Raw genomic sequence first — 26050 nt, 5'->3', positions numbered from 1 at the left:
CACATGGACTCGTCGCCGGGATCCACCCCGTACAGCGCCCCCACCGGGTGCCCGATGCGCGGTGAGCGCCAGACGTCGCTCTACGGGCCTGAGTTCGCGTCCGATCCGCAGCGCGTGTACGACGCATTCCGGGCGCACGGACTCGCCGCTCCGATCGAGCTGGCCCCCGGTGTGGAGGCCACCCTGGTCGTGCAGCACGAGGCCGCGCTCCGGGTGCTGCAGAATCCGTCCTTCTTCGCCCGTGACTCGAGGCGCTGGGCCGCACTGCGGGAGGGCCGCGTACCGCTGGACAGCCCGGTGCTGCCGATGATGGCATACCGGCCCAACTGCCTGTTCACGGACGGCACCGAGCATCTGCGGCTGCGCAAGGCGGTCACCGAGAGCCTCGGCCGGCTCAACACCACCCGGCTCAGCCGGGACGTGGAGCGGATAGCCGACTACCTCATCGACCAGTTCATCGAGCGCGGCAGCGCGGACCTGCTCGGCGACTACGCCAAGCTGCTGCCGCTCCTGCTGTTCAACCAGCTCTTCGGCTGCCCCGGCGACATCGGCGACCGGCTGACCCGCAGCATGTCCGCGATCTTCGACGGCCAGGACGTGCTCCGGGCCAACGCCGAGCTGACCGAGTGCCTGATGGAGCTCGTCGCGCTCAAGCGGCGGCAGCCCGGCGAGGACATCACCTCCTGGCTCATCCAGCACCCGGCCGGGCTGCGGGACGAGGAGCTCAAGGACCAGCTCGTCATGCTGATGGGCGCGGGCGTCGAGCCGGAGCGCAATCTGATCGCCAACGCGTTGCTGCTCATGCTGTCCAGCGACACCGGGGTCACGCAGCGGCGGGGCACCGGAATGCTGGTCGAGGACGCGCTCGACGACGTGCTGTGGAACAACCCGCCGATCGCCAACTACGCGACGCACTACCCGGTCCAGGACATCGACCTGGGCGGAGTGACGCTGAAGGCGGACACCCCGGTGCTGATCAGTTTCGCCGCCGCCAACAGCGACCCCGCGCTCACCGACGCCCGCCAGACCCTGAGCAAGGGCGCCCATCTGGCCTGGGGCGCCGGCCCGCACGTCTGCCCGGCGAAGTCCCCCGCGCAGCTCATCGCCCTCACCGCGATCGAGAAGATCCTCAACACGGTGCCCGACCTCGCGCTCGCGGTAGCGCCCTCCGCGGTCGAATGGCGCCCGGGGCCCTTCCACCGGGCCCTGGTGTCACTGCCCGTGCACTTCACCGCCGCCCCGGCGCGCCGGAACACCGCATCGGCCGCGCAGGCGCCCGTTCCGTCCCGGAACGTCGTCCCGGACGAGACGCCGGCCGCGCACCACGACCACGCGGAGCCGCAGAAGAAGACGAAGGGCTGGTGGAGTTCCTTCCTGGACGTGTTCCGGGTGTGACGTATGTCTACCCGGGCGTGACGTACGGCTTGTGCGCATAAGGCGGACTTTCTCATGCGTAACAGCTGTGGCTCAGGGAGGAGTTGAGGCGCAGGCGACAGATGACAAGGGGCCGGAGCAGGGTTTCTCTGTGATACGGGCAACATGGATCCACGCATGGGTGGCATATGCATGAGGGTAGGTTCTGCCGGTAACCATGAGCCCAGGTCAAGGAACTCTGCGTGAGCGCAATATGTGGCACAGACAGGCCCCCCGTCGACCGCCGTGCCCTCATCTCCCTCCTGAAACGCCTCAAATCGCCCGAAGGGCAGGCTGATCCCTACCCTTTGCTGGCCGATCTGAGGGCCATGGGCGACGTCGTGCGCGCTCCCTGGGACGCGTACTTCGTCACGGGCTTCGACGCGTGCAGCGAGGTGCTGCGCGGACGCAACTGGCTGGCGCCCGACTTCGCCTGGCAGGAACGCCAGGCGGACACCGAGCGCTGGGAGGCCGTCGCCACGCAGGAGATGACCAAGACCCTCTCCCGGCTCAACGCCCCCGAGCACACCTGCCAGCGCCGCAGCCTCGGCAACCTCTTCGACCGGTCGACCATCGCGCGGCTGACCCCGCAGGTCGAGGAGCACGTCACCCGGCTCCTCGACGAACTGGCCGACAAACTGCGCTGGGGCGAGGCCGACTTCGTCAGCACGGTCAGCGAGCAGCTGCCGATCAGCACCATCGGCTCCTGGCTGGGGATACCGCCCGAGGACTACCCGCACATCCTGGAGATCACCCACAACCAGGTGCACGCCCAGGAACTGCTGCCCACCAAGAAGCAGCTCGCCGTCTCCGCCGAGGCGACCGTCCATCTGCGCAGCTACTTCACCGACCTGGTGAAACAGCGCCGGGCCAACCCCGGCAACGATGTCCTGACCGGCTGGATCCACACCTGGGACGCCCAGGAACCCGACCGCGAGGCGGCGGACGAGATCCTCTACCGGCTCACCATGTTCGTCACCATCGCCTCGCTGGAGACCACCGCCACCCTGCTGTCGACCATGGTGGAGCTGCTCCTGAAGGAACCCGGCCGGTGGGCCTGGCTCGGCGAGAACCCCGGATACATCGACGCCGCCGTCGACGAGGTCCTGCGCTACGACCCGCCGATCCACATCAACACCCGGATCGCCGCCGACGACACCGTGCTGGCGGGCGTGCCGATCGCCAAGGACAGCATGGTCCACGTCATGTACGGGGCCGCCAACCACGACCCGCGGCGCAACGAGAACCCGGACGCCTTCGACGTACAGCGCTCCGGAACGCATCTCACCTTCGGGGGCGGGGTGCACTACTGCCTGGGCGCGGCCCTCGCCCGCCTGGAGGCGCGTACGCTCCTGACGCAGCTGCTGAAACGCTTCCCCACCCTGCGCGCCGTCGCGCCGGCCGACTACGCGTCCCGGCTGGTCTTCAGGCGGGTCACCTCGCTGAGCGTGGCGATATGAAGCTCTCGCTGTCGCAGTACCTCGCCCCGCACCGGCGGCCGAGCACGGTGCGCACCGAGCGCGAGGGCGCCGTCCTCCGTGTGGAGCTGGACTCCCCCGGCACCGGCAACGCGGTCACCGAGGCGATGCTGGACGATCTGCTGGCGGTCCTGGCCGTACCGGACCCCGACGTCCGGGTGCTGGTGCTCAGCGGGGCCGGTGACGACTTCTGCCTGGGCGGCGACCGCAACGAGTTCGCCGACTGGCTCGACGAGGACCCCACCGGGCGGGGCATCCGGATCGCCGGTGACAAGGCACGCCGGGTCTGCGAGGCGATCTCCGCCAACCAGGCCGTCACCATCGCCCGGATCCAGGGCAAGGCGATCGGCGCCGGTCTCGCGCTGGCCCTCGCCTGCGATCTGCGCGTGGGCGCCGACACCGCCGGTTTCCGGCTGCCGGAGCTGGCGCTCGGGCTGCCCACCGCCTGGGGCGGCGTACTGCCCCGGCTCATCCACGAGGTCGGCGCCGCCCGCGCCCGCGAACTCATCCTCACCGGACGCGCCTTCGACGCCGCCGAGGCGTACGAGCTGTCGGTCCTCCAGCGCGTCGTGCCCGTCAGCGACCTGGACGCGGCGGTCACCGCCTGGGCCAAGCCCCTCGTGCGCCGCCCCGAGGCCGCCCTGCGCGTCACGAAGGCGCTGCTCAACTCCTACGCGGCCCCGACCCGGCTGGCCGATCCCGCGGTACTGGACGCGGAGCTCATGGCCACCGTCGCGGCGGCGACCCGGCGGCGGTAGCGGCAGCGGTACCCTTCGGTCTCCCGGCCGGGACACGACCTTCCGCCGGGCGGAATGTGATGTGGGTCACGGGAGCTCCGGGCGGGGCGCCGGACAGCCGGTAGGAGTGAGCACACACCTGCGTACCCGGGTACGGGCCGGGGAATCGAGCGCGTTCGCGGAGCTGTACGACAGCTGCGCCCGCACGGTTTACCGGCGACCTGCTCGGCGAGAGCTACCCGCCGGCCGGGCTCTGCTCCGCGCTGTTCAAGGCCGCCGCGAAGATCCCCGGCGTCGTGGTGGTGCAGGACGCGGCGGGCCGGCACGGAGTGGCGGTGGCCCGGCTGGACGAGACCAGCGGCGAGCGGATGGAGTGGATCTTCGACCGGAAGACCCATGTCTTCCTGGGCGAGCGCAGTGTCCAGGTGCGGGAGGGCGGGGCCTTCGAGCGCGGCACGGTGACATCCACCAGCGCCATCATGAAGCGGGCCGTCGTCGACGACATCAAGCAGATTCCTGGTGAGAACGGGTGAGATCTTCGCGATCCCGGCCGGAGCGGGGTAGTACTCCCCCACGTCGCCCCCTCCCGGAGCCGTTCCGACATTGACGACCGCGCGGCGCCTGCGAAGCCGGGCGCAGGCGCCGCGCGGAGCCGGCCGCAAAAGGCTGCTCAGCGAAGATCGAGCGAGGTCACGGACATGAGAAAGCACCGCAGCAAGACTTCCCGCCGAAGGATGACCGTCGCTGTCGTCGCAGCGGGGGCCGTCGGCATTCCCACCGCTGCCACGGCCCACACCCCGTACGAGAAGCCGGCCGCCGCCACGAGCACGTCGAAGGCGTCCGCCCCGTTCTCCGGTGCCGCCGCGCGCGTACTGAAGCTGGTCAACAGCGCGCGTGGCAAGGCGGGTTGCTCGCCGCTGACCCTGAACGCCGAGCTGACGAAGGCCGCCCAGGCCCACAGCGCGGACATGGCCTCCCACCGGAACATGTCCCACACGGGCTCCGACGGATCGGCCCCGGGCGGCCGGATCGGCGGCGCCGGCTACGGCTGGAAGGAGCACGGCGAGAACGTCGCCCGCGGCTACCCCACCCCGGAGAGCGTCATGGCGGGCTGGATGCGCAGCCCCGGCCACAAGCGCAACATCCTCGACTGCTCGTTCAAGGAGATCGGCGTGGGCCTTGCCCAGCCCGGCGGCTACTGGACGCAGGACTTCGGGACGTCCTCGGGCTGAATCCCGACAGCCCCGCACGCCACTCGGTACGCCGTCAGCCGGCGTGACCAAAGCCCCGTCGTGTTCCCACCTCCGGAGGCACGGCGGGGCTATCGTCATTGCGGCGGTCGGTCAGCGAGTGACTGTCTACCCGTGATCGTCCGCACTGCCGGCCCGGGTGGAGTGGTCGAGAAGGCGTACGGCGAAGTCGATGGCGCGGTCCGCTCGTGCGCGGTCCCCGGAGACGAGGAGATCGAGCTGCAGGCCCCGCACCTGCGCGAGGACAAGGGTGGACAGAGCGGAGGCGTCCTCGGGCGGCCAGCCGTCCGCAGCAAGCCTGTCGGCGATGATCTCGGTCCAGTCCTGGACGATCGACCGGGAGAGTTCCTCGTCCTCCCCGGACTTCTCCCCGTGATGGCCGACGAATTCGAAAAGCAGGAGGAATTGGCGCTGCTCCTGCGGTTCGCACAGCCGGCGCCATACCGCCCTGAGGAGTTCGGCCGCCGAGCGTGCCTCACGGAGTTCCACGTCCGACATCAGCCATGCGGCCATATCCGTGCGGACCTTCTCCGCGACGGCCAGGAGCAGCGCGTCCTTCGAGGAGAAGTGCCGTAGCAGTGTCGCGTGGGTGACACCGAGCGCCTGCGCCACGGGACGCAGGGACAGGCCGGTGACGCCGTGTTCAAGGATGTACTCGGTCGCCGCAGCCAGCAGCTCCGGCCGCCGGTGCTGGAACCGGAGGGCGCGCCCGTCGACGCGGGAAGAACTCATCGCTGCCTTCCCCTGCTCTGTTGTCCATGGAGATTTAACCGTACCACTCGGTTGCCCTAACCAAGTGGTACTGCTACTTTCTCGGTATCGCGGCCGGACCTCTCCGGCCCCCGGGACGAGCCCACCCCAGCAGTGGTGTCGGCCTGCCCACTCCTCCTTCCGGATCCCCCGTTCCACTCGAAGGACGACAATGACTGTTCAGAAGCGCATGACCCTGGTCGACCTCGGCCTCTTCACCGGCAAGCCGCAGCACGAGCACTTCTGCCGGATGAACGACCTCCTCGACACCCGCGAGATGGCCCCCTCCGCGCACCCTCACCACTGGCCACTCGGTGAGACGACTCCCCTGCCGGAGACCTACGACTACGACGGCACCTCACGGCCGACCGAGGAGTTCCTGGCCCGCACCGACACGTCGGCAGTGCTCGTGCTCGTCGACGGGGCCATCAGACACGAGAGCTACTTCCTGACCGGTGGCCCGGACGTGCAGTGGCTGTCCATGTCGGTCGCCAAGAGCTTCATCTCCGCGCTCGTCGGTATAGCGGTCGACGAGGGGCACATCACGGGCATCGACGAGCCCATCAGCTCCTACGTGCCGGTGCAGCCCGGATCCGCGTACGACGGTGTGTCCATCAAGGACGTGCTCCAGATGTCCTCCGGCGCCCGGTGGAACGAGGACTACAACGACCCGGCCTCCGACATCTACCAGCTCACCGCCGCGACGGCGGGCATCGGCGGCACGCTCGACGACTTCGTCGCCCGCATGGTGCGCGAGAGCGAGCCCGGCACCGTCTGTCGCTACAACTCCGGCGAGACGCAGATACTCGGCGCCTTGGTGGCCAACGCCACCAAGCGCTCGGTCGCCGACTACATGAGCGAGAAGCTGTGCGAGCCGCTCGGCATGACGTCGGCGGGTTACTGGCTGCTGGACCCTGCCGGGACGGAACTCGCCTTCGGGGGGCTCAACCTGACCGCCCGCGACTTCGCCAGGCTCGGAGAGCTGTACCGCAACGGAGGTGTGTGGCAGGGCCGGCAGATCGTGCCTGCGCAGTGGGTGCGCGACTCGGTCACCGCGACCGCGCCGCACCTTCGACCCGGCCGCCCCCTTGTCGGCGGCCAGCAAGCCGATGGGGTCGGCTACGGCTACCAGTGGTGGCTCCCGGCGGGAGACCGTGGCGAGTTCAGCGCGGTCGGCGTCTACAACCAGTTCGTCTACGTCGATCCGGTCAGCCGGACCACCATCGTGAAGCTCTCGGCCAGCCGCCTGTACGGGACGTCCCTGGACGAAGCCACCAGCGGCGAGGAGGAGAACATCGCTTTCCTGCGCGCGATCGCCCGGCAGGGCCACTGACCCGCGATGGAACGCGGGTGGTCAGCGGCGGCAGTGATCCGGGACAGGTAGGAACCGTCACCGAACTGCTCAAGAACCGGAAGTACGACGTTCTTGCGAACCCGCCACAGTTCGAAGCAGAAGAAGCCGGCGTCGGCTTCGGTGTCCGGGACATCGAAGCCGACGTCGGCGTGGTCAGGCCCCAGCCGGTGGAGCTGTCGGTGTGCCGTTGATTCTGGCGATGCGTTCGCGCCAGGGGATGGGTTCGGCTTCGGGGTGGGCGGCGGCGCTGCGGCAGGAGGGGCATTCGGATTCGCCGAACAGGGGGCGGAAGACGTGTGGGTCGCCGGGGCCCGCGCATTCGACGAGTTCGGGGAGGGGCGGACGTTCGTGGGGCTGGTGCCGGACCGGAGGTTCGGGGAGTTTCTGGATGAGGCGGTAGCGCAGGAAGCCGACGGCTGAGCGGACGCCGTCCTGCGGGCGTTCGGCGAGCAGGGCGTGGCGGAGGTCGGATTCACTCAGGCCGCGTTCGAGCCACTTGACGGCCTCTACGGCGAGGGCGCGGGCCTCGCGTACACCCAGGTGCAGTTCACGGCGGGCGTGGCGCAGAGACAACAGGACCCGTTCTGCTCGGGCCAGTTGGGCGGGGTCTGCCGTGGTGTCCTGCGGGGTCGGTTCGGGCGTGGGATCTGCCGCAGGATCTGCCGTGGGCTCAGGTTCGGAGGGCGGGTGGGGAGTTGTCTTATCACTGTGGTCTTCTGCGGGTTTATAGCCACCGACCGTCCGAGGCGCCGGTTCGCCGACCGTCGGAAACTGTGTACTCGGCGGCGGGGTCGTGGGCGGGACGGCGGGCGGGGCTCCCCGTAAGCATCCTGCCTGCTCGCTCGTCAGTGGGTTGTTCGCCACGAGTTGCTCGGTCAGCCAGCGGCCTCTCTCGCCCTGGCTCCGCCACTCATGCACGTAGCCGTGCTCGACGAGCTGGACCTTCGCCTTCTGGTACGCGCGGCCCTTGATGCCCATTTTGCGGGCCAGTTCACTCAACGGCTTGCACAGGGCATCGCCCGGGAGGCCCTGGACGTAGAGGAGCAGGATCTTCGCGTCACTGCTCAGACGCGGATGGCGTACGACATCGTGCGATGCCTTCGTATAGCGCGCGGACGGCGCGATAGCATGACGCAGCATTTCCGGTGGCCTCATTCCACTGGTGGTGTAGGCCCTCGGATTGGTGTTGTCGCACCGCCGGGGGCCGCCCTGTGCGCATGAATACACACACAGAGCGTGATGACGTGGTCACCGTAGCGCACCTTCCCCATCTCCCGCCACGCGAACGGAACTTCGCGCGATCCCACCGCCCCTCGCCCACAGCGGGGTCCGATCATTGCGATTGAAACGCATCAATCCCACCGACCGAGGCGTGAGACTTCCATGCGAACGGATGTCCCCATGGCCGACCTGCGTCAGGCGCTCGTTACGCTCCGGGGCTGACCCGGCGACTACCGGGACCGCCGAAGGCTGAAGGCTCGGCGCAGTCGTACGTACGGCAACGGCAGTACGTACGACTGCATGCAGGCGGACGACGACGATGACGCCCCTGTTCACGAAGGATTGAGGCATTCCTCCGGCCCCGCCGTGCCCCGGCACGGCCCAGGCACGGCCGGAGCCGCGGCACCGCGCCGCCGACCTCGCCCGATCCAGAGACTGGAGCGCCTCTTCGTGGCTACCTTCCTTTACCGGCTAGGCCGCTTTTCCTTCCGGAGACGCCGGCTCGTCGCCCTGCTCTGGGCGGTGGTCCTGGCCGCCTGCGCCTTCGCCGCGGCCAAGGCTCCGGCCGCCGCCGAGGACGGGTTCTCGATGCCGGGGACGGAGTCGCAGAAGGCGTTCGACCTGCTGGACCAGCGCTTCCCCGGCGGCAACTCCAACGCCGCCGACGCCCGTATCGTCTTCGTCGCGCCCGAGGGCCAGAAGGTCACGGCGGGCCCGAACAAGGCGGCCATCGAGAAGATCGTCGCGGACGTGGCGGGCGGCGACCAGGTCAAGGGCGCACTCGACCCGTTCAAGATGGCCGGGGCGGTGAGCAAGGACGGCACGACCGCGTACTCCACCGTCTCGTACGACGTACAGAGCGTCGATCTCACCGACGCCACCACCGAGGCGCTCCAGGACGCCGCGCAGGCCGGGCGGGACGCCGGGCTGACCGTGGAGCTGGGCGGTTCCGCCCTGGTGCCGGGGGGCGAGCCGGGCGGTACGACGGAACTCGTCGGCGTCGCCGCCGCCGCGGTCGTCCTGCTCATCACCTTCGGGTCGCTCGCCGCGGCGGGCCTCCCGCTGCTCACCGCGATCGTCGGCATCGGCGTGGGCGTGGCCTCGATCATCGCCATCGGGATGTCCACGACGACGACCACGCTCGCCCTGATGCTGGGGCTCGCGGTCGGCATCGACTACGCGCTGTTCATCGTCTCGCGCTACCGGACCGAACGCGCCGACGGCCACGACGCCGAGGAGGCCGTGGCACGGGCCGTGGGCACGGCGGGCTCCGCCGTGGTCTTCGCCGGTCTCACCGTGGTCATCGCGCTGGCGGGCCTGTCCGTGGTCGGCATCCCCGTCCTCACCGAGATGGGCCTCGCCGCGGCGAGCACCGTCGTGATCGCCGTCCTGGTCGCGATCACCCTGCTGCCCGCGCTGCTCGGCTTCTTCCGGAACGCCGTCCTGCCGCGCACCCGGCGCAAGGCGCGGGGCCGGCAGCGCGCCGGGGACGGGCGGCCCGGCACGGGCATCCGCTGGGCCCGCTTCGTGATCCGCCGGCCGCTCGCGGTCCTCGTGCTCTCCGTGCTCGGCCTCGGGCTGATCTCCGCGCCCGCGCTCGACCTCCAGCTCGGCATGCCGGGCGACGAGTCGAAGCCCACCTCGACCACCCAGCGCCGCGCCTACGACGCCCTGGCCGACGGCTTCGGTCCCGGCTTCAACGGGCCGCTCACCGTCGTCGTCGACGCGAAGCACGCCAAGGACCCGAAGGCCGCCGCGGCAGGGGCCGCGAAGGAGCTCTCCGCCACCGACGGCGTCGTGGCCGTGACACCCCCTGCCTTCAACGAGACCGGTGACACCGCGGTGCTCACCGCCGTACCCGCCACCGGGCCCAGCTCCGCGGACACCACGGACCTCGTCCGCACCATCCGCGACGAGGCCCGTGACCTGGAGTCCGGCACCGGCGCGAAGATGCTCGTCACCGGCACGACCGCGGTGAACATCGACGTGTCGCAGAAGGTCACCGACGCCCTGCTGCCCTACCTCGCGCTCGTCGTCGGCCTGGCTTTCCTGCTCCTGATGGTCGTCTTCCGCTCGCTGCTGGTCCCGCTCAAGGCGGCGCTCGGCTTCCTGCTGTCGGTGGCGGCGGCCTTCGGCACGGTCGTCGCGGTCTTCCAGTGGGGCTGGCTCGCCGACGCCCTCGGCGTCGAGCAGACCGGGCCGGTGATGAGCGTGATGCCGATCTTCCTGATCGGTGTGGTCTTCGGTCTGGCCATGGACTACGAGGTCTTCCTGGTGACCCGGATGCGGGAGGCGTACGTCCACGGGGAGCGGCCCGGCGAGGCGATCGTCACCGGGTTCCGGCACAGCGCGCGGGTCGTCGGCGCCGCTGCCGTCATCATGATCGCGGTGTTCGCCGGGTTCATCGGGATGAGCGATTCGATGATCAAGATGATGGGTGTCGGCCTCGCCTCGGCCGTCTTCTTCGACGCCTTCGTGGTCCGGATGACGATCGTCCCGGCCGTGCTCGCCCTGCTGGGCGACCGGGCGTGGTGGCTGCCGGGGTGGCTGGCGAAGGCCGTGCCCCAGGTGGACGTCGAGGGCGAGAAGCTGAACCACGCCGCACCCGCGACGCCCACGGAACCGGCCCCCGATCCCGTGCGCGTATGAGCCGCGGTGAAGTGACATGAGGCGGCCGGACGGCCCGCCCGTCGTGCCCGCGACGGTCGGGCCTCCGGCCGCCCTGCGCGGGCGGAGGCCCGGTCGGAGACCATGGACGGGCGGACGGCCCGGTCGACGGCCATGGGCGGTCGGACAGATCCTGCGAAAGAGGAAGAGAGACTGCGTGTTCACCGACTGGTGGCAGTGGGCCCGACGCCACCCCCGGGCCGTCGACGTGGCGACAGCCGTGGTGCTGTGGATCGGCGTGGTCTTCTCCAGCACCCTGACCGACGCCCGGATCGTCCGCGTCCCGCCCCTCGACTTCTCCCTGGCCGCCGTCGTACCCTCCGCCGTTCTGCTGCTGGGGCAGCGCAGGTTCCCGCGCGCGGTGGTGGTGCTGACGACGATGTGCGGTGGTGTCCTGGGCGTCATGGGCGGCCGCATCGGCTTCGACCCCAGCCCCAGCGTCGCCGGTGCCGCCCTGGTCGCCCTCTACGTCCTGGCCCTGCATACGGACCTCCGCACCACCACGGTGTACACGGCCGGGGTGGCCGGCGCCCTCGTCGTCGTCTCCGTCGGCTGGGGTCACGGCGCGCTGCTGCGGCCCGACCAGGTCGGCACGCTCTCGTGCGTCCTGCTGGCGGGCGCCGTCGGTGAGTCGGTACGCAACCGGCGCAACCATCTCGCCGCCGTGGAGGCACGGGCCGAGCTGGCGGAGCGTACCCGTGAGGAGGAGGCACGCCACCGGGTGAGCGAGGAACGGACCCGGATCGCCCGCGAGCTCCACGACATCGTCGCGCACCACATCGCCCTCGCCCACGCACAGGCGGCCACCGCCGCGTACCTGCTGCGCAGCCGGCCCGAGCAGGCGCAGGACATGATGGACCAGCTCGCCGGAACCACCTCCTCCGCGCTGCGCGAACTCAAGGCGACCGTGGGGCTGCTGCGCCACGAGGGCGACCGCGACCCGGAGACGCCTCTGGAGCCCTCCCCCGGGCTGGCCCAGCTCCCGGATCTGGTCGCCTCGTTCGAGCAGACGGGCCTTGCCGTCTCGGTCTCGGTGGAAGGCGAGCGGCGGGCGCTGTCCTCGGGCACGGACCTGACCGCGTACCGGATCGTCCAGGAAGCGCTGACCAACGTCACCAAGCACGCGGGCTCCGCGACGGCCTCGGTCCGCCTGGTCTATTCGCGCCGGCTGCTCACGCTCACCGTCTCCGACGACGGGCACGCGCCGCCGACGACGGGCGCGCCGGGCTACGGTCTCATCGGCATGCGCGAACGGGCCCTGTCCGCGGGCGGCCGGCTGGCCGCCGGACACCGGGAGGGCGGAGGCTTCGAGGTGACCACGGAGCTTCCCCTGGAGATGACGGACCCCGCACAGCACGACGGCCGGAGCGACGGACAGCACGACGGGGACGAAGAAGAGGGGAGGACGACGCGGTGACCATCCGGGTACTGCTGGCCGATGACCAGGCGCTGCTGGCCGGAACCTTCCGGCTGCTGATCGATTCGAACGACGACATGGAGGTCGTCGGTGTCGCGGCGGACGGCCGGGAGGCGGTGGAGAAGGCCCGCGCCACCGTCCCGGACGTGGTGGTGATGGACATCCGCATGCCGGGCGTGGACGGGCTGGCGGCCACCGAGGAGATCTGCCGCGACGAGGCACTGAGGGAGACCCGCATCCTCATCCTCACCACGTTCGAGATCGACGAGTACGTGGCCCGCGCCCTGCGCGCGGGCGCGAGCGGCTTCCTCGGCAAGGACGTCGGGCCCGAGGAGCTCCTGGACGCCATCCGTACGGTTTCCTCCGGCGACACGCTCCTGTCGCCCACCGCCACCCGGGCCCTCATCACCCGCTACCTCGCCCGCCCGGAGGGCGGTGTCGCCGTGCCGGAGGCCCTGGACGTGCTGACCGCCCGCGAGCGCGAGGTCATGGCGCAGGCCGCCGAGGGCCTGTCGAACGACGAGATCGCCGAGCGGATACACGTCAGCCCGCTGACCGTACGCACCCACGTCGGGCGGGCGATGACCAAGCTGGGCGCCCGGCACCGGGCCCAACTGGTCGCCATGGCCTACCAGTCGGGCCTGGTGCGGGTGGACCCGCCGCAGGGCCGGAGCGCAGCCGGGTAGGGCCCGCGGCGGCGGGCACCACCCGGACGGTCCTCGCGCACCCGCCGGGCCCGCCGCTTCCAGCGCGCGGGGACGCGGTCGGCTGGCTAGCGTGAAAAGCCGGACCACTCACCGAGCGCGAAGGAGTCAGGGCCATGGCTGTACAACCGGAGGGCACACCGTGCTGGGCCGACGCGATGTTCGCCGACCTGGAGGGAACGAAGAGCTTCTACGGTGATGTGCTGGGCTGGACGTTCGGCGAGTCCTCGTCCGAGTTCGGCAACTACACGCAGGCGTACGCCGACGGCAAGGCGGTCGCCGCGGTGGTCCCCCCGATGCCCGGCCAGGAGGGCCACTCGGCCTGGTGCCTGTATCTGGCCTCGCCGGACGCGGAGGCCACCGCCGCGAAGATCCGGGACAACGGCGGCGAGACACTGATGGACCCCATGCAGGTGGGCGATTTCGGCACGATGCTGCTGGCCCGCGACCCCGGCGGCGTCGTCTTCGGTGTCTGGCAGGCCGGCAGCCACGAGGGCTTCGAGGCCCAGCGTGTGCCCGGTGCGTTCTGCTGGGCCGAGGTCTTCACCCGGGAGCCCGCGAAGTCCGACGCCTTCTTCCCCGCCGTCTTCCCGTACACGGTGACGAAGCTGGAGGACGAGCACGTCGACTTCAGGATGTTCAACCTCGGCGACAAGACGGTCATGGGGCGGATGAAGATGGGCGACGAGTTCCCGCCCGAGGTCCCGCCGTACCTGAACGTGTACTTCACCGTCGCCGACTGCGACGCGGCGGTGGCGAAGGCCACCGAGCGCGGCGGCGTCCTGCGGTTCGGCCCGATGACCATGCCGTTCGGCCGGTTCGCCGCGCTGACGGACCCGCAGGGCGCGGCGTTCTCCGTCATCGACGTCAACACGACCGAGGGCGAGATCCCCAAGACGTCACCCGTGTCCTGAGCAGACCCCGCAACGGTGCCGCCGGGGCCCCGCCCGAGTTGCGGCGCCGCCGCGCATGGGGTTGTTTCGGTACTAGGGATGCGGCGGGGTACGCACGCATGCGGCCCCGGGCTCCCCACCGCTGGGGGTGAACGATCGTGCTGTTCGCCGACCGCGTGGACGCGGGACAACAGCTGGCCGAGGCGCTGCGCCACCTCGAACGGGAGAAGCCCGTCGTACTGGGACTGCCCCGCGGCGGAGTCCCGGTGGCCTTCCAGGTGGCGCAGACCCTCGGTGCCGAACTCGATGTGATCGTCGTCCGCAAGCTCGGCGTACCGCACCACGAGGAGGTGGCCTTCGGCGCCATCGGCGAGGGCGGGGTGCGGGTCGTCAACGACATCGCCGGCCGGCTGCTGGTCGGGAAGCAGGATCTCGCGGCGGTCGAACGGGTCGAGGAGGCGGAGCTCGTACGCCGCGCGCAGCTGTACCGCGCCGGCCGGGCACGGACCCCGCTCGGCGGCCGGACGGTGATCGTGGTGGACGACGGCTTCGCGACCGGCGCCACGGCCGAGGCGGCCTGCCTGGTGGTACGGGCGCAGCAGCCGGCGCGGGTGGTGCTGGCCGTACCGGTGGCACCGCCGGAGGCGGTCGTGCGGCTGCGCCGCAGCGCGGACGAGGTGGTGTGCCTGTCGGTGCCGCGCCTGTTCTACGCGGTCGGCGAGTGGTACCGGGACTTCTCCCAGACGTCCGACGAGGAGGTCGTCTCCCTGTTGGCGCAGGCCAGGAACCGCGGGCATGTGACGCCGGGCTGCGACTGAGCGGAACGCCTGCCCGGTCGCAGCCCGGACACGGTCAGTCCGCGCAGTACGCGTCCCGCTCCGGCCGGGTCCCGGTGTTCAGGAACGTGGTGACTGCGCGGTTTCCGCAGGCGTTCCCGTTGCCCAGGTACATCCCGTGCCCACCGTGGTCGACCGCGACCAGGCGGGCCCGGTCGCCGAAGGCCGCGCGCATCTTCAGCGCGCCGGAGTACGGGGTCGACGGGTCGCGCAGGCCCTGGATCATCAGGACGTTGGACGGTCCCTGGTCCGTGATCCTGGTCGGCTGCTCGCCGGGGGCGTCCTTCCAGAAGGTGCACGGGGTGATGTTCACCGGCATCCCCGCGGTCAGCGGGTGCTTCACACGGTCGGCGGCGACGGCCCGTGCGTACGAGGAGACCGTGCCCCGCCAGCGCACGTCGTTGCAGACCACGGCGATCGTCACCGCCGCTTCCGCGTCCGGCACCGGCCCGCTCAGCCCGTCGGGCAGGACCGGCTTCGACGAGGTGTCCCGGGCCGCCCGGACGAGCCCCGCCAGCCGGGCGAACGCCTCGTCGTTGTACAGGGCCATCTGGAGCGCCATGCGCAGCCCGTCGCCGGTCAGCGGGACGCCCGGCGTGGTGGACTCCTGCGGTTCACGGTCCAGCCGGGCCGCGAGGTCCAGCACCAGTGGCTGCACGTCCTCGGCCCGCTGCGCCAGTCGCAGCCCCTCCGCGTCCCGGGCCGGGTCCGAGGCCCAGCGCGCGAAGTCGGGGAACCGGTCGGCCGCCCCCGCCGACATGTTCGCCAGCCAGCCCTTGGCCACCCGCGACGGGTCCGGGTCGCCGCTGCTGTCCAGCACCCAACGGTCCGTGTGCTGCGGGTACTTCTGCGCGTACACGGCGCCCACATAAGTGCCGTACGAGCTCCCCCAGGCCGACAGCTTCTCCTCGCCGAGCGCCTGCCGGAGGCGGTCGATGTCCCGTACCTCGTTGGCCGTGGTGAGGCTCCGCAGCACCGCTCCGCCGTTGCGGGCGCAGGCCTCGGCGACGCGCCGGGAGCGGGTCACGTTCTCGGTGATCGAGCCGTCGGCGCCGGGCCAGGACCGCAGGTGCACCAGCTCCCGGTCCTCCGGGGCGAGCCCGCAGCCCGCCTTCGTGCTGCCGCCGACCCCGCGCGGGTCGAGGCTCACGATGTCGTACCGCCCCTCCGTCTCCCGCTGCAACCGCTCCCCCTTCTGCGTCACCCGCTGCACCCCGGAGGAGCCCGGACCGCCCGGGATCACGATCAGCGTCCCGCGCCGGGCGGCCGGGCGGTCGCTGCGGACCCGGGTCACCGCGAGAGAGAGCTGCGGGCCGTCCGGGTCGTGGTAGTCCAGCGGTACGGGGAGATCGGCGCACTCCTGGGCGGCCGGGCCGCCCTCCCGGGCACAGGGCCGCCAGGAGAGCTTGGGGGCCGTGGTGGTGGCGGACGCGACGGTCGCGGTGGGGGCGTCGGCGTGGGCCTGCGGGGTCACGGCCCCGGTGAGAACGGTGGCGACGGCGGTGACGGACAGGGCGACGAAGGCAGCGGATCTTCCGTAAGTCCTCATGCTGCAAGCCTTGTTGGGCGAGCGCTATCGGCCCATCCGGGAGGCCTGCCGGAAGGCGGTGGGGTTAGCCCCCGGCTGCGCGATGCAGACAGCGAGAAGCCCCACCACGCTGTGCGCGATGGGGACTTCCGGATCGCAGGTGCTGGGCGGAGCGGTCAGACGGAGCCGAACTCGCCGGCCTTGACGCCCGCCACGAAGGAGGCGAACGAGGCAGCGGGCACGCTCAGCACCGGGCCGCCCGGGTTCTTGGAGTCCCGGACGGGGACCACGCCACGCGGGGCGACGAGGTTCGCGGCGACCTCGACGCAGTTGCCGCCGTTGTTGCTGTACGAAGACTTGAACCAGCGGGGGGACTCGGTCGTGGTTGTCACGGGGTGCCCTTTCGCGTCTCTGGAACAACGCTTCAGCCTGAACCCGGAGTTGATGGCCGTCAACCGCACGATGGCGCTGGCGAGGAGCCCCACCACGCTGTGCGCGATGGGGACTTCCGGATCGCAGGTGCTGGGCGGGGCGGTCAGACGGAGCCGAACTCGCCGGCCTTGACGCCCGCCACGAAGGAGGCGAACGAGGCGGCGGGCACGCTCAGCACCGGGCCGCCCGGGTTCTTAGAGTCCCGGACGGGGACCGTACCGAGCGACTCGACGAGGTTGGCGGCGACCTCGATGCAGTTGCCGCCGTTGGAGCTGTACGAAGACTTGAACCAGCGGGGGGACTCGGTCGTGGTCGTCACGGGGCGCCCTTTCGTGCTTCGTTGATCATGGCCACCGATGCCGCCTGGGACAGCGCTTCGGCCTGTAGCTGATGGTAGGCCGCCAGCAGAGGGAGCACCAAGGTCGTATCGCGCTCCAGGTGGCCCCGCATCTGGGACTCTGCATACGCGACGGCGGACAGGTCCGACAGCGTCAGCAGGTTCATCGGAAGGTTGAACGGTCGGCGCTCCACCATGTCGAACGGGGCGATCTGGAGCACGGTGTTCGGCATTTCGGCGAACTCCATCAACCGGTCGAGCTGGGCGGCCATGATCTCACCCCCACCGACCCGCCTGCGGATGCAGCTCTCGTCCATCACCACCAGCATCGTGGGAGGACGGGGCCGCACCAACGCTGCCTGACGCTCCGCCAGGAACGAGACACGGTCGCCTGCTTGCTCGGGCGTGATGGAACCGCGCCACACGTCGGCCTCCGCCAACGCCCGCGCGTACTCCTGCGTCTGCAACAGCCCCGGGATGATGCCGACTTCGTACAACCGGATCTCCGCCGCGCGCCCTTCGTAGCCCACGTACTGCGGGAAGCCCTCCAGCAGCGAGCCGTGCCGGATCTCGCGATACTGGCGTTCGAACGTGTCTGCTGTTTCCCCGGTGCCGAAAATCTGGTCCGCACTGCGCGAGAATCGAAGAGTCGGCATCTTACGACCAGTTTCGACGGCGGAGATGTGGGTGCCGGAGTAGCCCATCCGCTCGGCTAACTCCTCCTGCTTCCATCCGCGTTCCTCTCGCAGGCTGCGGATGCGTGCGCCGAAGGCTGCTTCCGGGCTGCTCTCGGGGTCCAACTCCTTGCGGTTCAACGGCTGTCACCTGACTTTTCGCTCGTACCCAACAAGTTGAAGCACTCCGGACTCTAGGCCAATCTGAACCGCCTGAGTAGTGGAACAACTACGGAGAGGAGTGACCCGTGTCCGCAGAGACCCTTCCCCCGACCGGACAGGAGCCCTGTCGCGGGTGTCAGCAACTCCGCCTGGCCGAAGCCCTCGCCAACGATCAGCGCGACTACAGCAGGGCAACGGACTGCCGGGTACTGCTCCGGCGCCACCGGAACACGGCGGAGTGTTCGGAGCGGGGGCCGGCATGAGGGGCCAGGAGCCGGGGCCCGCACCGGAGTTGCCCGAGTTCAACCCGCTGCGCTGGCCGCCCTGCGAGTGCGCGCGGTGCCGCTCCGGAGCGAACGGCGAAGCTGCGAACGGCCAAGCTGTGGACGGCGAAGCTGCGGACTCCACGCTGATAAGGCAGCTCCGGGCCAGGGTCGCCGAGGAGAACGGGCTGCGCAGCTCGCTCCGGCGGGCGCGGTGAGGCCCCGGCACGTGTTCAACACCGAGGCTGGATACCGAGGTCTTCCAGAAGGCCACGGATGCGCCGTTCGATCTCGTCGCGAATGGGGCGTACGGCGTCGACGCCCTGGCCTGCCGGGTCATCGAGCTTCCAGTCCAGGTACGTCTTCCCCGGGAAGACGGGGCAGGTGTCGCCGCAGCCCATGGTGATCACCACGTCGGACGCTCGTACCGCTTCCACGGTCAGGACCTTCGGCGTCCCGGTGGACACGTCGATGCCGACTTCCGCCATCGCCTCGACGGCGGCCGGGTTCACGGCGTCGGCCGGTGCCGATCCGGCGGATCGGACCTCGACCCGGTCCTCGGCGAGGTGGGTGAGGAAAGCGGCGGCCATCTGGGAGCGGCCGGCGTTGTGGACACACACGAACAGCACGGACGGCTTGGACTCAGACACGGGTGGAGCCTTCCGGGGTGACGGCCGGTCCGGCCGCCGGCGAGGGCGGGGGGAAGAACCGGCGGGCGGCCAGGGCCACGTAGACCAGGCCGATCAGGACCGGCACCTCGATGAGCGGGCCGACGACTCCCGCGAGGGCCTGTCCGGAGGTCGCGCCGAAGGTGGCGATGGCGACCGCGATGGCGAGTTCGAAGTTGTTGCCCGCGGCGGTGAAGGCCAGCGTCGTCGCCTTCGGATAGTCCAGGCCGACCGCGCGGCCGACGGCCATGGACCCGGCCCACATGAGCGCGAAGTACACCAGCAGGGGCAGCGCGATCCGGGCGACGTCGAGCGGCTGGGAGGTGATGGCGTCGCCCTGGAGGGCGAAGAGCACGACGATGGTGAACAGCAGCCCGTACAGGGCGAACGGACCGATGCGCGGGATCAGCTTCGTCTCGTACCAGGTGCGGCCCCGGGCCTTCTCGCCGAGGCGGCGGGTGAGGAACCCGGCCAGCAGAGGGATGCCGAGGAAGATCAGCACGGAGCGGGCGATCTCCCACGCGGACACGTCGAGCGTGGTCTGTTCCAGATCGAGGAAGCCTGGCAGCACGGACAGGTAGAACCAGCCCAGCGCGGCGAAGGCGATCACCTGGAAGACCGAGTTGAGGGCGACGAGGACGGCGGCGGCCTCGCGGTCACCGCAGGCGAGGTCGTTCCAGATGATGACCATGGCGATGCAGCGGGCCAGGCCGACGACGATCAGGCCGGTGCGGTACTCGGGCAGGTCCGGCAGGAGGAGCCAGGCGAGGGCGAACATCAGGGCCGGGCCGACGATCCAGTTGAGGATCAGCGACGGTACGAGCAGGCGGCGGTCGCGGGTGACGGTGTCCAGGCGGTCGTAGCGGACCTTGGCCAGAACCGGGTACATCATCACGAGCAGGCCGAGCGCGATCGGCAGTGAAACGCCGGTGACGGTCACCTTCGCCAGCGCGTCCCCGAGCCCCGGGACGAGGCGGCCCAGCCCGAGGCCGGCGGCCATCGCGAGCAGAATCCACACGGCGAGAAAGCGGTCCAGGAACGACAGCCGCCCGGCGACCGGCCCCGAAGGCGCCGGTACGGTGGCGGCTTCCGGCTTCACGAGGCGGCCCCGGCGGGTGTGGTCCCGGCCGGCGGTTGCCCGGCGGGGCGGGTGAGAATCGCGGCGAGACGGTCGGTCATCTGCGGGAGCAAGCGGTAGTAGACCCATGTTCCGCGCCGCTCGGAGTCGATCAGTCCGGCCTGCTTCAGCAGCTTCAGGTGGTGGGAGATCGTCGGCTGCGACAGGTCGAAGGCCGGAGTGAGATCGCAGACGCAGACCTCCCCGCCCGCACGGGAAGCGATCATCGAAAGCAGCCGCAGCCGCACCGGGTCCCCCAGCGCCTTGAACACCTTCGCCAGAACGGTGGCCTGGTCCTCGTCCAGCGGAGAGGTCAGCAACGCGGGACAACACCCTTCGGCACCGCCCTGCCCGAGCGCCACAAACTCTTGTTTCGACATGCGTCTATGTTGACGTTCTTCGATTCAAGACGCAAGGTTGCATCGACAGACATCAATGCAACGTGATCGGGGAGAACCGTCATGTCCCGTGTTCAGCTCGCGCTCAATGTCGCCGACCTCGAAGCCTCGGTGGCCTTCTACTCCAAGCTGTTCGGCGTCGAGCCGGCCAAGCGCCGACCGGGCTACGCCAACTTCGCGGTCACCGAGCCGCCGCTCAAACTCGTACTCATCGAGGGCGAGCCCGGTCAGGACACCCGCCTGGACCACCTCGGCGTCGAGGTCGATTCCACCCGGACGGTGGCCGCGGCCACCGACCGCCTCAAGGAGGCAGGGCTCGCCACGTTCGAGGAGAACGACACGTCCTGCTGCTACGCCCTCCAGGACAAGGTCTGGGTCCACGGCCCCGGCCGCGAGCCCTGGGAGGTCTACGTCGTCAAGGCCGACGCCGACCGGATGGGCAAGAACCCCGCACTCGAAGGCGGTGACGCCTGCTGCACCGGCGATCCGGCGGCGTCCGGCCGGCCTGCCCCGTCGGCAACGGCCTGCGGCTGCGGAAGCTGACCGGTTCCGTCCGGTGAGAACTCTGGCCGCCGCCCTCGTCACACTTCCCCTTCGCCGTCCGTCAGTGCAGTGAGGGCGCGGCGAGAACGCAGCCGCGGCCGCGACGGACATCGAAGGGGAAACATCATGCAGGCACGAATCGAGAACCCGGCCGAGCTCCTTCCCGAGGCCCTGCCCCCCGTACTGGGCCTGGTCAAGGCCATCGGCAAGGGCGGACTGCCGGAGACCACGCTGGAACTGGTCGGTCTTCGGGTGAGCCAGATCAACGGCTGCACCTTCTGCGTCGACGGCCACGTACGCAACGCCAGGAAGGCCGGTGAGAGCGACGAACGGCTCTTCGCCGTGTCGGCCTGGAACGACGCGCCGTACTTCACCGACGCCGAGCGTGCCGCGCTGGCGCTCGCCGAGCACGCGACCCGGCTCAACGACCGCTCCGACCCGGTGCCGGACGCCATCTGGGACGAGGCCGCCCGCCACTACAGCGAGAAGCAGCTCTCCGCTCTGGTCCTCGCGATCGGTCTCACCAACCTCTTCAACCGCGTCAACGTCACCACCAGGCAGCCCCCGGGCAAGACCTGGTAGGCCGCGCACCGGGGCGGAGGCCGGCGGGCCCACCGATGGTGCGGTGGGCCCGGCGCGGAGGGCGGCGATAGCCTGACTTGTGGAGCAGGCAGGAGAGATATGCCCATGGGAGCCCCCAAGCCGCAAGGATCCGTCGTCGCGGTGGTGGCGCTCGGTGGTGCGATCGGAGCGTGTGCCCGCTACGGGGCCACGCTGATCTGGCCCACCGCCCCGGGCGGCTTCCCGTGGACGACGCTGCTGGTGAACGTTGCCGGATGCGCGGTGATCGGCGTGTTCATGGTGGTGATCAGCGAGGTGTGGTCGGCACACCGGCTGGTGCGGCCGTTCTTCGGTACGGGGGTGCTCGGCGGGTTCACCACGTTCTCGACGTACGCGGTGGACATCCAGCGCCTGATCGACGCCGGCCGGGTCCGTGCCGGTCTGGGGTATCTGGGGCTGACGCTGCTCGCGGCTCTCGCGGCGGTGTGGAGTGCGGTGTGGGCGACCCGCCGCGTGCTGGCCTGGAGGCAACCATGACGACCCCGGAGACGGAACGGGCCCTGCGCCTGACGGTCCTCGTCGGCGAGTCCGACGGCTGGCACCACCGGCCGGTCTTCACCGAGATCGTGCACCGGGCGCACCGGGCGGGGCTCTCGGGGGCCAGCGTGTTCCGGGGGATCGAGGGCTTCGGCGCCTCGTCGATGATCCACACCCAGCGGCTGCTGTCGCTGAGCGAGGATCTGCCGGTGGCGGTCGTGATCGTGGACACCGAGGCGCGGATCCGCGCGTTCCTGCCGACGGTCGAGGAACTGGTCGCCGACGGCGGTCTGGTCGTCCTGGACGAGTGCGAGATCGTGCGCTTCGGCGGCGGGCGGGAGCAGGGCCGGTGAACTGGCTGCTGGTGATCGTCGGGGCGGCGGTCGGGGCGCCGCTGCGCTATCTGACCGACCGGGCGGTGCAGTCCCGGCACGACAGCGTCTTCCCGTGGGGGACCTTCACGATCAATGTGTCGGGCTCGCTGGTCCTGGGCCTGCTGACCGGCGCGGTGGCGGCCGGCGCCGCCTCCTCGCAGCTGCAACTGCTGGTCGGCACGGGACTGTGCGGGGCGCTCACCACATACTCGACGTTCGGCTACGAGACGCTGCGGCTGGCGGAGGACGGCGCCGGGTCCTACGCCCTGGCCAATGTCGTGGGGAGCGTGGCAGCGGGGCTGGGCGCGGCGTTCGCCGGGGTCGCGCTGGCGCGGGCGCTCTGGGCGTAGGCCGCGTCCCGGGCCTGCGGTCGGCGCCCCCTGCCACCGCAATGCGAGACGGTGGCAGGGGAACGCCGTTGGGGAGGAGCCGTCACCGAGCGCCGGGCGATTCAACCCGTTGGCGCCGACAGCGGTCCGTCAGGCGCCGACGCTAGGCAACCGTCCGCGCCGCTCGCCCGGCACCACGCCGGAGCGCGCCACGGGGCCACCCCAACAGCAGGCGCCGGCGTCGACCCGGCGGGCGGGTCTTGATCCGTCCGCGTGCACGGTGGTTCGCTGCGATCCGCACGATCCGTGTGTTCGTCGTCATCCGCGCGATGGTCGTCATCCGCGAGCGAAGTGAGAGGCCCTCCCGTGCCGGACATCAGCACCACTGTTTCGTCGCGCCCCGTCACCGTCGTCACCGGCGGCAGCCGGGGAATCGGCGCCGCGACCTGTATCCGTCTGGCGGCGGACGGGCACGACCTCGCGCTGGGTTTCGTGAGCGACGCGGAGGCCGCCGAGCGGACCGCTGCGGCGGTGCGGGCCGCGGGGGCGCGCTGCGTCACCGTACGGGCGGACACCGCCGATGAGGCCGATGTGGAACGCCTCTTCGACACGGCGGCCGAGCAGCTCGGTCCCGTCACCGGGCTGGTCAACAACGCGGGGGTGACGGGTCCGCTCGGGCGGCTCGCCGACACCTCCACCCGGACGCTGCGCCGCGTCGTCGACGTGAACCTCCTCGGCTACCTGCTCTGCTGCCGTCGGGCCGCGAAGGACATGGCGGCCAGGGGAGCGGGCGCGATCGTCAACGTCTCCTCGGCCGCCGCGACCCTCGGCAGCCCCGGGGACTTCGTCCACTACGCCGCGACCAAGGCGGCGACGGACGCACTGACGGTGGGGCTCTCCAAGGAACTGGGGCCCGACGGCGTCCGGGTCAACGCGGTCGCCCCCGGCATGGTCGACACCGACATGCACGCCACGGCGGGCGACCCCGGCCGCGCGGCGGCGGCCGTCCCCGGCATCCCGCTCGGTCGCGTGGGAGCCGCCCCGGAGATCGCGGCCGCGATCGCCTGGCTGCTGTCGGGCGAGGCGTCCTACGTGACCGGGACGGTCCTGCGGGTCGCGGGCGGCCGGTGAGCAGCGCCGCGAACCGGGCGGGGCTTCGCGGACGCGCCCGGAGCCGCGCCGCCGGGCGGTCAGGACTTCACGGACGTGCGCTACCCGCCGCGGTTGGCGCGGCGCTGCTTCGCGGCGGCGCGTGCCTCCGCGGTGGGCAGGTCGGTGCGGCGTGAGCGGCCCGCCTTCGTGGGGCGGCTGCCCAGGCCCCGGAAGGACGCGCCGCTGTTCCCGGCGCGCTCCGGCACCGGTGCGGCGCCGCCGATCGGCACCCCAGAGGGCTTGCGCGCCCCGGTGATCCGGCTCAGTTCGGCCTCGCCGGAACGGACCCGGGTGATCTGCGGGGTGATCCCGGCATCGGCCATCAGCCGGGCCATGTCCCGGCGCTGTCCGGGCAGCACCAGGGTGACGACGCGGCCGGATTCCCCGGCACGGGCGGTCCGCCCGCCCCGGTGCAGATAGTCCTTGTGGTCGGTCGGCGGATCGACGTTGACGACCAGGTCCAGGTTGTCGATGTGGATGCCGCGCGCCGCGACGTTCGTCGCGACCAGCACCGTGACCTGCCCGTTCTTGAACCGGTCCAGGGTGCGGGTGCGCTGCGGCTGGGACTTCCCGCCGTGCAGCGCGGCGGCCCGCACCCCGCTGCCGAGCAGATGGCCGGTGAGCTTGTCCACGGCGTGCTTGGTGTCCAGAAACATGATCACCCGGCCCTCGCGGGCCGCGATCTCCGTCGTGGTGGCGTACTTGTCCGCGCCCTGCACATGGAGCACGTGGTGCTCCATCGTCGTCACCGCACCGGCCGCCGGGTCGACCGAGTGGACCACCGGATCGTGCAGATAGCGGCGGACCAGCAGGTCCACGTCACGGTCCAGGGTCGCCGAGAACAGCATCCGCTGGCCCTGCGGCCGCACCTGGTCGAGCAGTTCGGTGACCTGCGGCATGAACCCCATGTCGCACATCTGGTCGGCCTCGTCGAGGACGGTGACGGCGACCCGGTCCAGATGGCAGTCGCGGCGCTCGACGAGGTCCTTCAGCCGGCCTGGTGTGGCGACGACGACTTCGGCGCCGGAGCGCAGCGCGGCGGCCTGCCGGCCGATCGACATGCCGCCCACGACGGTGGCGAGGCGCAGCCCCAGCGCACGGGCGTACGGGGTGAGCGCGTCGGTGACCTGCTGGGCCAGTTCCCGGGTCGGGACGAGGACCAGGGCCGACGGCCGGCGGGCTTCGGCCCGCTTGCCCGCGACACGGGCCAGCACGGCCAGGCCGAAGGCGAGCGTCTTGCCGGAACCGGTCCGGCCGCGGCCCAGGACGTCGCGCCCCGCGAGGGCGTTCGGCAGGGTGGCCGCCTGGATCGGGAACGGCGTGCTGACGCCCTCGGCGATGAGCGCCGGGAGCAGCGGTCCGGGCAGCTCCAGCTCCGCGAAGGACGAAACGGCGGGCAGCGCCGGGGTGCTGGTCCGGGGCAGCGCGAACTCGCCCCGTGCGGCGGCGGGCCCGCGGCCGGACCCACCGGAACGCCGCGCGGGCGCACCGGAATTACGGCTGTCCGAACGCGTCGTGCGATCGCGGTCGTGGCTGCGGTCGTGGCCTTGGTCTCGGTCTCGGTCGCGGCTACGGTCTCGGTCCATGCGGAACCCTTCCTCGACAGGGCGCGCATCGAGGAATTCGCTGCGGCGGCGGGCGGCGCAGGAATCGCAGGAACGGGCCGTTGGCAATCCTGGACAAAGCCCGGCTGCGAAAGAACCGGGGCGGCGGGATCGGGCGGGTTGCTGTTCTCCGGCTGCGGGCCCTTCTGGCCTGTGCGACATCGGAGTTCACCCGCCGGCCATCCTGAAGCGCCCGGAAGGCCGGTGCCGATGATGTCCGAGTAGCGGGCGAAGACTTCGGGAATCACCACCGCAACTGCCCACAGAATAGCACGGCGAAAGTGACCGGATGCGGCCAGTGATTCCACACCGCCGCATGCACGGCAAATCCCTACCAAATTCATCGACGAATTTCCCGATGAATTTGCCCGCCAGAAACTCCCTTGAATTTCGCTTCACCACGACGGGAATGCGCCGGGAAACCCGCTCGCGCCCCCGCGGCCCCACCGGCACACACCCCCACCGGCCCGTCATCGCGGCACCCATGGCCCGACACGCGCACCCACGGAGGCCGAGGTCGGTTGATGATGGCCTGACCAGCAGTCATAATGCAGGGGTAGCCCTTCACGCATCCCCCGTCGTGAAGGGCTACACGTATGCCCGCACAACATGCACGTGCGTCATGCACCTTTTGTCCGTGGCGAATTCACA

Annotated in this window: 27 protein-coding genes and 2 pseudogenes; 19 read left to right on the top strand and 10 right to left on the bottom strand. The window is 70.8% G+C overall.

What is annotated here, in order from left to right; all coding sequences use genetic code 11:
- Window positions 1–3: 3 nt before the first annotated feature.
- The 5 genes and pseudogenes from IE107_RS10035 to IE107_RS10015 all read left to right on the top strand — a co-directional run bounded on the left by IE107_RS10035 (window position 4) and on the right by IE107_RS10015 (window position 4860).
- Window positions 4–1395 (top strand): cytochrome P450 family protein, encoded by a 1392-nt coding sequence (locus tag IE107_RS10035; RefSeq protein WP_189543312.1) that lies wholly within the window; start codon window positions 4–6, stop codon window positions 1393–1395.
- Window positions 1396–1742: 347 nt separating this feature from the next.
- Window positions 1743–2873 (top strand): cytochrome P450, encoded by a 1131-nt coding sequence (locus IE107_RS10030; protein WP_189543455.1) that lies wholly within the window; start codon window positions 1743–1745, stop codon window positions 2871–2873.
- Window positions 2870–3649 carry an enoyl-CoA hydratase/isomerase family protein gene (locus IE107_RS10025; protein ID WP_189543310.1) on the top strand — a complete coding sequence of 260 codons (780 nt, stop codon included), beginning with the start codon at window positions 2870–2872 and terminating at the stop codon, window positions 3647–3649. The genes IE107_RS10030 and IE107_RS10025 overlap by 4 nt, the downstream gene beginning before the upstream one ends.
- 134 nt (window positions 3650–3783) lie before the next feature.
- Window positions 3784–4161 (top strand): annotated as a pseudogene (locus IE107_RS10020) (CU044_5270 family protein); the annotation flags it as partial.
- A 201-nt stretch (window positions 4162–4362) separates the two neighbouring features.
- Window positions 4363–4860: a CAP domain-containing protein gene (locus IE107_RS10015; protein WP_308434216.1), complete on the top strand. Its 498-nt coding sequence runs from the start codon at window positions 4363–4365 to the stop codon at window positions 4858–4860.
- A gap of 126 nt (window positions 4861–4986) precedes the next feature.
- Here the strand turns inward: IE107_RS10015 and IE107_RS10010 are convergent, their stop codons facing one another.
- Window positions 4987–5610 carry a TetR/AcrR family transcriptional regulator gene (locus IE107_RS10010; protein ID WP_189543306.1) on the bottom strand — a complete coding sequence of 208 codons (624 nt, stop codon included), beginning with the start codon at window positions 5608–5610 and terminating at the stop codon, window positions 4987–4989.
- Window positions 5611–5800: 190 nt separating this feature from the next.
- Here IE107_RS10010 and IE107_RS10005 point away from each other — a divergent pair, with 190 nt between their 5' ends.
- Complete coding sequence (locus IE107_RS10005) at window positions 5801–6961, top strand: serine hydrolase domain-containing protein (RefSeq protein ID WP_189543303.1); 1161 nt, start codon at window positions 5801–5803, stop codon at window positions 6959–6961.
- Between the two features lie 17 nt (window positions 6962–6978).
- The gene (locus IE107_RS10000; protein WP_189543301.1) at window positions 6979–7173 is read left to right on the top strand and encodes a hypothetical protein; all 195 of its coding nucleotides are present in this window, start codon (window positions 6979–6981) and stop codon (window positions 7171–7173) included.
- On the opposite strand, the gene IE107_RS09995 is transcribed toward IE107_RS10000, so the two are convergent.
- On the bottom strand, window positions 7136–8122 hold the full coding sequence (locus tag IE107_RS09995; protein ID WP_189543299.1) for a hypothetical protein: 987 nt from the start codon (window positions 8120–8122) through the stop codon (window positions 7136–7138). The genes IE107_RS10000 and IE107_RS09995 overlap by 38 nt on opposite strands.
- 531 nt (window positions 8123–8653) lie before the next feature.
- Here IE107_RS09995 and IE107_RS09990 point away from each other — a divergent pair.
- The 5 genes and pseudogenes from IE107_RS09990 to IE107_RS09970 all read left to right on the top strand — a co-directional run.
- Window positions 8654–10852, top strand: a complete 2199-nt coding sequence (locus tag IE107_RS09990) for an MMPL family transporter (RefSeq protein ID WP_189543297.1) — start codon at window positions 8654–8656, stop codon at window positions 10850–10852.
- 175 nt (window positions 10853–11027) lie between these two features.
- Entirely contained in the window at window positions 11028–12287 is a 1260-nt protein-coding gene (locus IE107_RS09985) for a sensor histidine kinase (RefSeq protein ID WP_229866808.1), read from the top strand.
- A complete protein-coding gene (locus tag IE107_RS09980; RefSeq protein ID WP_189543293.1) occupies window positions 12284–12973 on the top strand; it encodes a response regulator transcription factor in 690 nt (229 codons plus the stop codon). Before IE107_RS09985 ends, IE107_RS09980 begins: the two co-directional genes overlap by 4 nt.
- Before the next feature lie 134 nt (window positions 12974–13107).
- The gene (locus IE107_RS09975; protein ID WP_189543291.1) at window positions 13108–13905 is read left to right on the top strand and encodes a VOC family protein; all 798 of its coding nucleotides are present in this window, start codon (window positions 13108–13110) and stop codon (window positions 13903–13905) included.
- 137 nt (window positions 13906–14042) lie between these two features.
- Window positions 14043–14666, top strand: a pseudogene (locus IE107_RS09970) (phosphoribosyltransferase); the annotation flags it as partial.
- Window positions 14667–14736: 70 nt separating this feature from the next.
- Here IE107_RS09970 and IE107_RS09965 read toward each other — a convergent pair.
- The 4 genes from IE107_RS09965 to IE107_RS09950 all read right to left on the bottom strand — a co-directional run bounded on the left by IE107_RS09965 (window position 14737) and on the right by IE107_RS09950 (window position 17832).
- Window positions 14737–16269, bottom strand: a complete 1533-nt coding sequence (locus IE107_RS09965; RefSeq protein WP_189543287.1) for an alpha/beta hydrolase — start codon at window positions 16267–16269, stop codon at window positions 14737–14739.
- 155 nt (window positions 16270–16424) lie between these two features.
- Window positions 16425–16640 (bottom strand): DUF397 domain-containing protein, encoded by a 216-nt coding sequence (locus tag IE107_RS09960; protein ID WP_189543284.1) that lies wholly within the window; start codon window positions 16638–16640, stop codon window positions 16425–16427.
- A 143-nt stretch (window positions 16641–16783) separates the two neighbouring features.
- Window positions 16784–16999 carry a DUF397 domain-containing protein gene (locus IE107_RS09955; protein WP_189543282.1) on the bottom strand — a complete coding sequence of 72 codons (216 nt, stop codon included), beginning with the start codon at window positions 16997–16999 and terminating at the stop codon, window positions 16784–16786.
- Complete coding sequence (locus IE107_RS09950) at window positions 16996–17832, bottom strand: helix-turn-helix domain-containing protein (protein WP_189543280.1); 837 nt, start codon at window positions 17830–17832, stop codon at window positions 16996–16998. Before IE107_RS09950 ends, IE107_RS09955 begins: the two co-directional genes overlap by 4 nt.
- Before the next feature lie 280 nt (window positions 17833–18112).
- Between IE107_RS09950 and IE107_RS09945 the strand changes: the two genes are divergently transcribed.
- A complete protein-coding gene (locus IE107_RS09945; protein ID WP_189543278.1) occupies window positions 18113–18334 on the top strand; it encodes a hypothetical protein in 222 nt (73 codons plus the stop codon).
- 15 nt (window positions 18335–18349) lie between these two features.
- Here IE107_RS09945 and IE107_RS09940 read toward each other — a convergent pair whose 3' ends face one another.
- The 3 genes from IE107_RS09940 to IE107_RS09930 are packed head-to-tail and all read right to left on the bottom strand — an operon-like array spanning window position 18350 to window position 20281.
- Window positions 18350–18766: an arsenate reductase ArsC gene (locus tag IE107_RS09940; RefSeq protein WP_189543276.1), complete on the bottom strand. Its 417-nt coding sequence runs from the start codon at window positions 18764–18766 to the stop codon at window positions 18350–18352.
- A complete protein-coding gene (gene arsB / locus IE107_RS09935; protein WP_189543275.1) occupies window positions 18759–19883 on the bottom strand; it encodes an ACR3 family arsenite efflux transporter in 1125 nt (374 codons plus the stop codon). Before arsB ends, IE107_RS09940 begins: the two co-directional genes overlap by 8 nt.
- Complete coding sequence (locus tag IE107_RS09930) at window positions 19880–20281, bottom strand: ArsR/SmtB family transcription factor (RefSeq protein ID WP_189543273.1); 402 nt, start codon at window positions 20279–20281, stop codon at window positions 19880–19882. Before IE107_RS09930 ends, arsB begins: the two co-directional genes overlap by 4 nt.
- An 81-nt stretch (window positions 20282–20362) precedes the next feature.
- Here IE107_RS09930 and IE107_RS09925 point away from each other — a divergent pair, with 81 nt between their 5' ends.
- The 6 genes from IE107_RS09925 (at window position 20363) to IE107_RS09900 (ending at window position 23774) form a co-directional block, all read left to right on the top strand.
- A complete protein-coding gene (locus tag IE107_RS09925; protein ID WP_189543270.1) occupies window positions 20363–20842 on the top strand; it encodes an ArsI/CadI family heavy metal resistance metalloenzyme in 480 nt (159 codons plus the stop codon).
- Window positions 20843–20968: 126 nt separating this feature from the next.
- A complete protein-coding gene (locus IE107_RS09920; protein WP_189543268.1) occupies window positions 20969–21424 on the top strand; it encodes a carboxymuconolactone decarboxylase family protein in 456 nt (151 codons plus the stop codon).
- A 105-nt stretch (window positions 21425–21529) separates the two neighbouring features.
- Window positions 21530–21940, top strand: a complete 411-nt coding sequence (gene crcB / locus IE107_RS09915; RefSeq protein ID WP_229866806.1) for a fluoride efflux transporter CrcB — start codon at window positions 21530–21532, stop codon at window positions 21938–21940.
- Window positions 21937–22293 carry a DUF190 domain-containing protein gene (locus IE107_RS09910; RefSeq protein WP_189543262.1) on the top strand — a complete coding sequence of 119 codons (357 nt, stop codon included), beginning with the start codon at window positions 21937–21939 and terminating at the stop codon, window positions 22291–22293. Before crcB (IE107_RS09915) ends, IE107_RS09910 begins: the two co-directional genes overlap by 4 nt.
- Window positions 22290–22664, top strand: a complete 375-nt coding sequence (crcB, locus tag IE107_RS09905) for a fluoride efflux transporter CrcB (RefSeq protein ID WP_189543260.1) — start codon at window positions 22290–22292, stop codon at window positions 22662–22664. The genes IE107_RS09910 and crcB (IE107_RS09905) overlap by 4 nt, the downstream gene beginning before the upstream one ends.
- A 345-nt stretch (window positions 22665–23009) precedes the next feature.
- Window positions 23010–23774: an SDR family oxidoreductase gene (locus IE107_RS09900; RefSeq protein ID WP_229866805.1), complete on the top strand. Its 765-nt coding sequence runs from the start codon at window positions 23010–23012 to the stop codon at window positions 23772–23774.
- A gap of 80 nt (window positions 23775–23854) precedes the next feature.
- Here IE107_RS09900 and IE107_RS09895 read toward each other — a convergent pair whose 3' ends face one another.
- A complete protein-coding gene (locus tag IE107_RS09895; protein ID WP_189543259.1) occupies window positions 23855–25381 on the bottom strand; it encodes a DEAD/DEAH box helicase in 1527 nt (508 codons plus the stop codon).
- Window positions 25382–26050 lie beyond the last annotated feature (669 nt).

The organism is Streptomyces gelaticus, from assembly GCF_014649535.1.
GTDB classification, from domain to species: domain Bacteria; phylum Actinomycetota; class Actinomycetes; order Streptomycetales; family Streptomycetaceae; genus Streptomyces; species Streptomyces gelaticus.
This window is presented reverse-complemented; position numbering and strand designations above follow the sequence as displayed.